Annotated in this window: 9 protein-coding genes; 5 read left to right on the forward strand and 4 right to left on the reverse strand. The window is 59.8% G+C overall.

Annotated elements, in window-relative coordinates:
- Positions 1 to 656 (forward strand): DUF1614 domain-containing protein (locus NW844_RS10990; protein ID WP_414335631.1); only part of this gene is annotated, 656 nt, incomplete at its 5' end.
- On the opposite strand, the gene NW844_RS10995 is transcribed toward NW844_RS10990, so the two are convergent.
- Together NW844_RS10995 and NW844_RS11000 are read right to left on the reverse strand one after the other, a co-directional pair.
- Complete coding sequence (locus NW844_RS10995; protein ID WP_414335632.1) at positions 653 to 2,743, reverse strand: caspase family protein; 2,091 nt, start codon at positions 2,741 to 2,743, stop codon at positions 653 to 655. The two genes, NW844_RS10990 and NW844_RS10995, sit on opposite strands and share 4 nt — an antisense overlap.
- A 262-nt stretch (positions 2,744 to 3,005) precedes the next feature.
- A complete protein-coding gene (locus tag NW844_RS11000) occupies positions 3,006 to 3,884 on the reverse strand; it encodes a lysostaphin resistance A-like protein (RefSeq protein ID WP_414335634.1) in 879 nt (292 codons plus the stop codon).
- Positions 3,885 to 4,127: 243 nt separating this feature from the next.
- Between NW844_RS11000 and NW844_RS11005 the strand changes: the two genes are divergently transcribed.
- The gene (locus NW844_RS11005) at positions 4,128 to 6,038 is read left to right on the forward strand and encodes an ABC1 kinase family protein (protein WP_414335636.1); all 1,911 of its coding nucleotides are present in this window, start codon (positions 4,128 to 4,130) and stop codon (positions 6,036 to 6,038) included.
- Between the two features lie 11 nt (positions 6,039 to 6,049).
- Here the strand turns inward: NW844_RS11005 and NW844_RS11010 are convergent, their stop codons facing one another.
- Both NW844_RS11010 and NW844_RS11015 read right to left on the reverse strand, forming a co-directional pair.
- Positions 6,050 to 6,433: a hypothetical protein gene (locus NW844_RS11010; protein WP_414335638.1), complete on the reverse strand. Its 384-nt coding sequence runs from the start codon at positions 6,431 to 6,433 to the stop codon at positions 6,050 to 6,052.
- Positions 6,434 to 6,797: 364 nt separating this feature from the next.
- A complete protein-coding gene (locus tag NW844_RS11015) occupies positions 6,798 to 7,400 on the reverse strand; it encodes a hypothetical protein (RefSeq protein WP_414335640.1) in 603 nt (200 codons plus the stop codon).
- Positions 7,401 to 7,661: 261 nt separating this feature from the next.
- Here NW844_RS11015 and NW844_RS11020 point away from each other — a divergent pair, with 261 nt between their 5' ends.
- The 3 genes from NW844_RS11020 to NW844_RS11030 form a co-directional block, all read left to right on the forward strand.
- Positions 7,662 to 7,916: a DUF751 family protein gene (locus NW844_RS11020; protein ID WP_414335641.1), complete on the forward strand. Its 255-nt coding sequence runs from the start codon at positions 7,662 to 7,664 to the stop codon at positions 7,914 to 7,916.
- An 11-nt stretch (positions 7,917 to 7,927) separates the two neighbouring features.
- On the forward strand, positions 7,928 to 8,098 hold the full coding sequence (locus tag NW844_RS11025; RefSeq protein WP_414335643.1) for a PCP reductase family protein: 171 nt from the start codon (positions 7,928 to 7,930) through the stop codon (positions 8,096 to 8,098).
- A gap of 83 nt (positions 8,099 to 8,181) precedes the next feature.
- Positions 8,182 to 9,122, forward strand: a 941-nt coding sequence (locus tag NW844_RS11030; RefSeq protein ID WP_414335645.1) for a site-2 protease family protein, incomplete at its 3' end; no start/stop codon positions are given.

Below are 9,122 nucleotides of genomic sequence, written 5' to 3' on the forward strand. Positions count from 1 at the left end.
TCTCGCTGTTGCTGTTTTTCATGCTGGTGCTGCTGCTGCCCTTCCTCTGGCTGGGGCTAGCGGTGGACGTGGTGGCGCTGGCGGTGGGGAAGCTGGGGTTCTCGCGGGAGGGGGCGCTGTTGCTGCTGCTGGCCATCTTGGTGGGCAGCTCGGTCAATATTCCTCTCTACCGCGTCAAGTGCGAGGTAACCCTAGTAGAAGACCTGGCCAGCCTGTGGATGCGGCAATTTTGGGGGATCCCGTTGGCCAAGATCTCTCAGGAGACGGTGGTTGCCCTCAACGTGGGTGGAGGGCTGATCCCGGTGCTCTTGGCCCTGTACCAATTTGGGCGGGCTGATGGGCTGTTGATCCTGGCCGTAACGGCACTGGTAACGGTGGTTAGCTACTACGCTTCCCACGTGGTGCCCGGGATCGGCATTCAGATGAATCCGCTAGTTGCGCCGGCCACGGCAGCCCTAGCCGCTCTATTCTGGGCGGGGGATCAGGCGCCGGCGGTGGCCTTTGCCGGCGGGGTTTTGGGCACGGTGATTGGAGCCGATCTGCTGCACCTGCCGGAAGTGTTGCGGCGCAATTGCTCGGGCATTCTCAGCATTGGCGGGGCCGGCGTTTTCGACGGCATTGCCCTCTGTGGCCTGTTTGCCCTGCTGCTGAGCTAAACCAGCAAATAGGTGAGGGAAAGGGTAACAGCCTGGCTGGGATCCAGCCAGCGCAGGTCGGGATCCCCTTCTGGCGGACGACGGGTCAGCTCTTCTAGCAGCATCTGCGTCCACTCCAGCGGTTTGCTGAGCAACATCGGCGAACGGGTTATCCCCTGCTGACGGACCATGGCTTTGAGGGCTTCCAAGCTGGCCGACAAGGGGCGAGTACTGGCCACAAACAATAGCTCGGTCAGCCCCTGGGCATGGCAGGTGAGCAGATCGGGATTGACGGCAGAGCGCGACTCACCGGCCACCTCAGGCAGGGGTGGCAAAGTCAGGCTGCCCTTGGCCTCTAGACGCAGTGGCAGGGCAAAGTCCTCCTGGGGCACGGGAGCCAACAGGTGCAGTTGCCCGCTGGAATCGACCATCAACAGGTAGCCGAACAGATCCTGCTCGCCTTCGTTGCGCAGGGTGAGATGCAAGGGATCCCCGCGCATAAAGCGTAGTATGCCTGGCTCGGCAGCAGCCCCTTGGGCAAGCCGTGACCCCCGCAAGGGGGCTTTACTTCTGGTGGACAATTCCCCCACCACCGCCAGCGGCGAGATCGCGGCGTTGAGGGTAGTCCGCAGGCGCTTGGCTGCCAGCAGATGGGCTAGACGAGGCACCAGCCGTTGCACCGCCATAGCCGCAGCTTCCCCAGCCGGCCCGCAGGAATTGAGCAGCAATTCTCGACCCGGCCAAAAGAGGCTGTAGCCGTTGACTTCCAAAGGCTTGGGCAGAGCGTCTGCTTGAAAGGCAGCGGCCATTTCTGGAGTAATGCGACCCAGCAGGCAATCCACCTGGCGCTCGCGCGGGTTAGCTGTCTCCATCCAGCTGTAGCCAGCGATGGCGTTGGTCAGATCCACTTTTTCAACGCGACCCAAGTTGTCTTCCAGACCCACCAAAAGCTTGAGGCTGCTGGAGAGGCTGCGCAACTGCTCCCGCACCAGCGTGCCCACGGGGGGAAATTGACCTTCCCCGTTGGCCGGCTGCACCTGGGCCAACAGCCCGCTGCGAGAACGAATCAGCAGCGGCACCGACGAGGCGGTGGAAAGGGGAGCCAAAAGAGTACCCGGCTGCAGACCACCCAGCGCCGCCGGTGGGATCCCACCCAGCCACACCTGAGCCCGATTCCCCTTCACTTCCTGGATCACGCCGCTGACTGCCACCTGAGGGGGGGTGAGGAAGTAGGGCGGGATGCGTCGAGCCGTTTCTTTGCCCTCCAAGATGGGGCGCTGACAGGCAAACAGGCCCAGCTCCCGCCGGCTGGCCACTTGGTTGAAGGCCACCAGCAGGCGAGTGGCAGGTGTGCTTTCCCACAGGTACTGCGTCAGCAGATAGGTGAGTACTCCAGCGTAGAATCCTGGCCAAGCGGCTTCTGCTGCCAAGTCTTGGGGGGTGGTGGCGGCAATCAACAAGCCCTTGGGCGGAGACGGCCAAACCCGCTGCAGTTCCGAGGAGTCTGAGGCGGCAGATCCTGCTCCTTTCCCGGCTGGGGGGCGGGAACGCAGTTGCAAATTGCCTCGCACCGACGGCGAGATATGGGTGAAGCCACAGTCCAACAAAGTGGTGATCTGGGCGGTACCCAAGCCTTCCAAAAGCCGGAAAAAGCTGTCTAGCTTCATCGCTGCCATTCCTTCAGAGCCAGACAACAGGAGCACCGGCTGCCACTGGCCTGGCGCCGATCCCGCCCGCCACTGGCCGTAGCCGCTGAACTGCACGACCACTGTTTCCGCCGCCTGACTTGAACCCCCCAAGTGCTCCGCAAAGGCCGCTTGGATCCCACTCGGCGTGGCGGCCCCATCGGTGAGGGTGAGAATCTCTGCCGGGTCAAAGCCAAAGCGATTCAGGAGCAGCTCCCGCTGCAGCTCCACATCGGTCACACAGCCCTGTAGCGCGGATCCCTCACCAGGGTAGCGGTTAATACCTATCAAGAGAGCCAACTTGCGGGAGCCAGCCGCCAAAGCTTGGCCATAGCGCTCAGCCTGACCCGCCAACCAGCCAGGGGAGAGGCCAAGGCTGGCAGCAACCAGGATCAATGTTTGCAGAAAAGACCGCCTTTCCATGTTGCCCCTCTGGGTTGACCCACTGGCCCAACGGCCACCCAATCGGCGAGCGAGCCACAGCTAAACTTTGCACGGGAATCTATTGCTGCCTATTTCAGGATATCCCTATCCCCGTGGCTTTTTCGCGGGATCGAGTAACAGTTTTCGGCGTTTTTTTTGCATTCCTTATCAAAGTCTCCGCCATTCTCACAGGAGACTCCACAGCAGCGCTCACCTGTCAGGCAAGGGGGAAATCAAGGTAGAAATGCACGGAGATCCACACTCAGCAGTTCAGGAAATAGGGCAAGCGAGCCCCACGCTTTGGCCAATGAAAGCGAACGAAAGGAACCAAAATGAACCCAGACACAACCAGACAAACCAGGCCGGAGTAGAGGTGAAAAACCCCGATCGGATCGGCTTGCTCCATTCCCTCGCCTGCCCAGGATCCCAGCGCCAAGGCTAGGAGATTGTTCAAGGCATGAGCCAGGACAGGCAAGCTGAGGGAGCGAGTTTGCAGGTAGAACAGGCCCATCACCAAGCCGAATACCGTCAGCCCGATCGGGTTGGGGTGCAGCAGGCCAAAGACAATGGAGGAAGCCAGCAGCCCCCTGGAGAGACCCCACTTGAGGCCCCAGCGGTGGAGCAAAATGCCGCGAAATAGCCACTCCTCCGTTATGGGGGCCACCACCACAATCGAGAGCCAGCGTAACCCTTGATACACCTGCGGCCAGGGCATTTCCCTATCCTTTTCCCCCAGCGAGTGGAGCATTGACTCCGCCAGCTCCGGTGCAGGCAGCGACACCAGGTAGAGCATCAACAAAGTTGTGCCCGTGGAGAGCACCACCAAAGCCAACACCACCCGCAGCAGGGATCCCCAGGGAACAGCAGCCCGCCAGTTGCCCCACAGCCGCCTCATCTGCAAATGGGCCTGCTGCCCCCGTCGCCAGCTCCAAATACAGGTGATGACGAAGGTAGAGCAATAGATAAGGTAGGCCAGCAGCGGGTCGTCCGAGGGGAGATGCAACAGTTTGGCCAAAGCGATAGCTCCCAAACCTACACCCAGGTTGATCAACACGAAGGCCAACAGCAGATGCCGCGCCTTGAGGGCTGCAAACCCAGTTAAACTCGGCTCAGCAGGCGGTAGCGTGCGGGATCCAGACACAAAGGCAGCTGTTGCAATTTTCCCATTCTAGTGACAGCTCACCCCCAGGTGAGCCGCTGTCAACTCCCCTCTCCCTTTTGGGGAGGAGCCGGGGGTGAGGGAAGCGGCGCAAAGCGCTTGGGGAGTGTCTTAACCTGATTTGCAATAACCATCCATCTGATGCAGCGAGCCGGTGGCTGCCTCCAAGAGTCGCTAGGTTGAGTCAGCAAGTTAAGATGTGTTACGGGATCCGTTGGGGTTTCTATGGGCGTAACACTGTCAACACCAGCAGCGAGACAGCATAACTTGGGTTCCGCGGCGGCAGGTTCTCCGGCTTTGCCCATCCCGCCAGGGTCGGTTTCGCAGTCAAGCCTGCGCTACGACCCAGAGCAATTGGCCAGGCAATATCGGGGGCGCTGGGATCTGGTGCTGGGGCGTCTCTTTCAGTTGATCACCCCCTTTTTGGGCTTGTTGGCCTGGGTGTTTTGGGATCGCTGGCGAGGAGTGGAGCAGAAGCATCGCCCCCAACACGCGATTCGACTGCGGGAGATCCTCACGCAATTGGGGCCGACGGCCATCAAAATCGGCCAAGCCCTCTCCACCCGTCCCGATCTGGTTTCGCCCCTGTTTTTAGAGGAACTGGCCAAGCTTCAGGATGAGCTGCCCCCCTTCGAGAATGCCGTTGCTTTTGCCCTCATCGAGTCGGAGATCGGCCAACCCACAGACAAAATCTTTCGAGAAATCAGCCCCGAGCCGATTGCCGCCGCCAGCCTGGGGCAGGTTTACCAAGCCTATCTGCACACGGGCGAGAAAGTTGCCGTCAAGGTGCAGCGGCCCGATTTGATCGGGCGCATCTCCCTCGACATGTACATCATCCGCAGCCTGGCCGCCTGGGCCAAGCGCACCTTCCGCCGCATCCGCAGCGACTTGGTGGGCATTGTCGATGAATTCGCCGGGCGGCTGTACGAAGAGATGGACTACACCCAGGAAGGCCGCAACGCCGAGCGCTTCCTGGAGCTGTACCGCCACCCCTCCATCTACGCCCCCAAAATTTACTGGGAGTACACCCGCACCAAAGTGCTGACGATGGAGTGGATCGACGGCATCAAGCTGACCCAGCTCGACAAAATCACTGCCGCAGGGCTGGACGGGCGGCACCTGATCGAGATCGGGGTCAACTGCTCCCTTAAGCAGCTTTTGGAGCATGGCTTTTTCCACGCTGACCCCCACCCAGGCAACCTCTTGGCCATGTACGACGGGCGGCTGGCCTACATCGATTTCGGCATGATGAGCACCATCCAGCCCCACCAGCGCTACGGCCTGATCAAGGCCATTGTCCATTTGGTGAACCGGGATTTTGTCGCCTTGGCCCAGGACTACGTGGATCTGGAGTTTCTGGATCCCGACACGGATCTCACCCCCATCATCCCCGCTTTGGAGGCTGTCTTTGCCGAGGCCCTGGGCAGCTCCGTGGCCGAGCTGAATTTTAAAAGCATCACGGATAGGCTCTCGGGGGTGATGTACGATTTTCCCTTCCGCGTGCCCGCCTACTACGCCCTGATCATCCGCTCTTTGCTTACCCTGGAGGGGATCGCCATCGGCTTGGATCCCAACTTCAAAGTGTTGAGTGTGGCCTATCCCTATGTGGCCCAGCGCCTGCTCACCGACCCGGCCCCAGAGCTGCGCACCTCCCTGCGGGAGCTGCTGTTTAACCAAGGGCAATTTCGCTGGAACCGCCTGGAGAACCTGCTGCGCAACGCCGCCAACAGCGAAGATTTTGACCTGCAGGGATCCCTAGAAAAAGCCGTCGAGTTTATCTTTTCTGAGCGGGGGGCTTTCCTGCGGGAGCGCCTGGTGGATGTGCTGTTCTCCAGCTCAGGGAACGGCACCTCAGACGGCTTGGCTCATTTGCAGCGTCTGTGGGAACTCCTCAGCCGCAACCCGACCTTTCAGCCGCTGCAGCTTCTGCCCATCGTCGCCAAAGTGGCCGCCAAGCCGGAAGCCCAACAACTGGGCCGGCAATTGGCCTCCCGCTGGTTGCAACGCTCGGCAGCCCGCCTCATTCGGGACCTGCTGCTGCCGGATGTAGAAAAGCCCAGTTCACCCTCTTCCCGCAACGGGATCCCTGGGCCGTCAGCCTCTGAACGTACTGCTCAACTTCCCCTCACGGCCTAGCTCGGCTGCCTTCAGGGGGCAGTATCGCCTTGAGGGTTCACAGAGGTCAGAGCCAGCGCAATCCACTCGCGAAATTCATCGCGGCGGAAAACCTGGGGGCGAGAGCGGGGGCCAAAACGCATCAGGCTGGGCATGCCGTGCTCCTTAAGCCGAGACTGTAGCCAGGTGCCCACACCGGTTTTGCCATCGTTGGGCATTTCGGTTTGGAAGTCACTGTACATCAACAACAACTGGCTGCGAGATTGGAGCACGGCATTTTCTTGGATTAACTTCGGCAGAGAGAGGGCGGTGGCTGAACCTGCCTCTTTGCTGCCTTTGGCAGCTTCACGGCGACGGTCGCGCGGGCGTGGGTTGACACTTTCACGGCTCTTACGGGTTTTGGGTTCACTAGGCATAGAATCTCCTAAACGACAGAGTGGCTTCCCAACAAGGGTCAAAGCCGGAACTCGCAGGCCAAAGGCCGAGCCCGCTGTGAAAGTGGCCCGATGGGTACAGTTCTGGAGCAATCGCTGAAAAGAGTGCCACGTGCTCTTGGGTAAGCGAAGAAGAACTGCTCTAAGCCGGCGCAAAGGGCCAGGATCCCTTCAGCGCAACAGCAGTCTGCAGCGGGTCGAGTTCCTGCCAGCACATCCAAGACTTATCGTCGTCTTTCCTGTCGGAGGCCAGTTTGGCTACCACGAATCCGCAGGGCAGGCAAGCTTGGATGCTACCCCTATATTGACTTAAAAATGGACAAGTGGACAGTCCCCAGCCAAGAACTCAGGCCTGAAGATTTTGCCGCCCGTTGCGGATCACTCGCAACGATTCCAACAACCGCAACTCCAGGTCTTGCAAAACCTGATCCACGTAACGGTGGGCTTCCCGCTGCAGGCGCTCTGATTCCTGCAGTGTCTGCCGCCGCACTTCCTCGCTCTGTTGATAGGTTTGTTGCAACAACTGCTCCGCCTGGGCTTGGGCTTGCCGCAGGATGGTCGATTCGTTGAGAAGCTGCTCGGCTCTGCGTTGGGCCATGGCTACGATTTCTTGGGCATAGCGATTGGCCTCGGCCAAAATCCGATCCCGCTGGCGCAGCAATTCTTCCGCTTCCTCTAGGGCTGTTGGCAAGTTGAGGCGGATAAAGTCCAACTGCTCCAAAATGCTTTCTTCTTCAATGAGCGTGCGAGACCAGAACAGGCGAGGGCTGCTGAGAATGGCCGCTTCCAGTTGATCCAAGGCTTCCTGGACACGCATCAACGCCAGGGTCTGATCCCCAAACGGTACGCCGGCACGATTGGAAGCATCAGAGGGCAATTCTCGCATCAGTCCAGAAGAGGGTGGCCGCGCTGAGCAAAAGGGCAAAGCAGGCAGGATAACGCCTACCATATCAGGTTCTCGGTTTCCTGAATCTACGCGGTCTCCCCTAGGCTCCAACCACTCCCTGTCAAATGGATGTTCTTTCTGATACGCGGAAATGATAGGCTTTCCCCTTGCGGAGGGGGTGAACCAAACGGCGTGGGTGGGTGGTTAACCGCTCAAAAAACCCAGTAGTCTGGCGACTGAGACCCAAGCTTCAGGCGAGGGAGTGTGTCAACGACAGCTATCTGTGGCACACTGAGGAAAAAGGAGTTGGGCTTCGAGCCGCTCATGCCACAACCGCAGCCTCCCCGCAGACTGGAAGACCAATTTGTGGAGAATGTCTCCCGTTACCCCACTTACTTCGTTACCGTTTTGCTGGGGGGGATCTGGGCTGGCCTCCAGCCTTTTGTTGGTTTGTATCGCAAAAGTCCGGCGGCGGCGGCCCTGGTTACACTGGGATCCCTGCTGTTGCTGCTGTTTGTCTATTTCACCCTGCGAGGCATGACAGGGCACACTCTCCTGCCGGCGTGGATGTTGCGTTGAGGGCATGGGGGATGGACGAAGCGATAGAGTGGACGCCAGAAGCAGAGGCGCGCCTTAAAGAAATCCCCTTCTTTGTGCGTCCGGCTGCCCGTAGGAAGATTGAACAGTTTGCCCGCGAAGCCGGGATCCAGAAGATCACGGTGGCAGTTTACGAGCAGGCCAAGCAAAAGTTTGGCTCCTGAGGGATCCCTCCTGCTGGCCATAGCAGGGAGATTGGGTTTGCCGCTAGCTTGGTAGAGGCGTTCTCCTCTGTTTTTTGCAACTCATGGCAGATTGGATCCTGTTGGCACTGGTGGGTTCTGCAACCTACCTGCTGCTGCAAAAAAGTGTGGCCCGCCTCTCCAAGGTGCCGTGGCGGATCCTGTGGCTGGTGATGATGCTGCCCCCCTTGGTTTGGGTGCTGGGGCGGCAGGTGCTTCAGTACGAAGTGCCCCCGTTGCTGATGTTGGTGCTCTTTCTCACCTCTTACTTTATCAGCATGACCTTGGTGCGGCGAGGGGGCATTCGACCCACAGACCCCCGGCCTGAGGCGCCAGAAGGGGATCCTTCTCTGGCTGCAGAATCTGAGCCGGAGGAAGAGGAAGAAGACAGCGCCGCCGATCCGGTCTCGCTGGCTCTTGCCCACACCCCCATTTCCGAAGTGCCGCGGGAAAAGCTCAACCACTGCTTCCCCTGGAACGTTTTTTATTTGCAAAACGTGGAGTACCGTCCCCAGGCGATTATCTGCCGGGGCAATTTGCGGGCGGATCCCACCGAAGCCTATGAGCGGGTACAGCGCAATGTAGAAAACACTTTTGGCAAACGCTTCTTGGTGGTGCTGCAGGAGGGGTTTGCCGGCAAGCCTTTTTTTGCCCTGGTGCCCAACCCGGCGGCGCGGCGCTCTCTGGCGGATGGTCGAGAGTTGCCTGTGCTGGCTCTGGGGCTATTGCTGTTCACCTTCTGGACCACCCTGAGTGCTGGGGCCCAGGCGGCTGGGGTCAGCCCTGACCGGCTGCTGCATCTGCCCTCGCTGATGAAGGGGCTGCCCTATGCGGTGGGGATCCTGGCCATTCTGGGATCCCATGAGTGGATGCGCTATTGGGTGGCCCGCCGCCATGGCATCAAAACCTCGCTGCCCTACTTCATCCCGGTGCCCTTTGTGTTGGGGACTTTTGGGGCGTTTATCCAGTTGAAAGAGCCGGTGCCCAACCGCAAGGTGCTGTTTGA

It is taken from the genome of Synechococcus sp. H55.2, from assembly GCF_047462495.1.
Classification (GTDB): domain Bacteria; phylum Cyanobacteriota; class Cyanobacteriia; order Thermostichales; family Thermostichaceae; genus Thermostichus.

Excerpts from the sequence above, each read along its gene's own strand:
- NW844_RS10995 (WP_414335632.1), bottom strand. The coding sequence starts at position 2,743 with ATGGAAAGGCGGTCTTTTCTGCAAACATTGATCCTGGTTGCTGCCAGC.
- NW844_RS11005 (WP_414335636.1), top strand. The coding sequence starts at position 4,128 with ATGGGCGTAACACTGTCAACACCAGCAGCGAGACAGCATAACTTGGGT.
- NW844_RS11010 (WP_414335638.1), bottom strand. The coding sequence starts at position 6,433 with ATGCCTAGTGAACCCAAAACCCGTAAGAGCCGTGAAAGTGTCAACCCA.
- NW844_RS11015 (WP_414335640.1), bottom strand. The coding sequence starts at position 7,400 with ATGGTAGGCGTTATCCTGCCTGCTTTGCCCTTTTGCTCAGCGCGGCCA.
- NW844_RS11020 (WP_414335641.1), top strand. The coding sequence starts at position 7,662 with ATGCCACAACCGCAGCCTCCCCGCAGACTGGAAGACCAATTTGTGGAG.
- NW844_RS11025 (WP_414335643.1), top strand. The coding sequence starts at position 7,928 with ATGGACGAAGCGATAGAGTGGACGCCAGAAGCAGAGGCGCGCCTTAAA.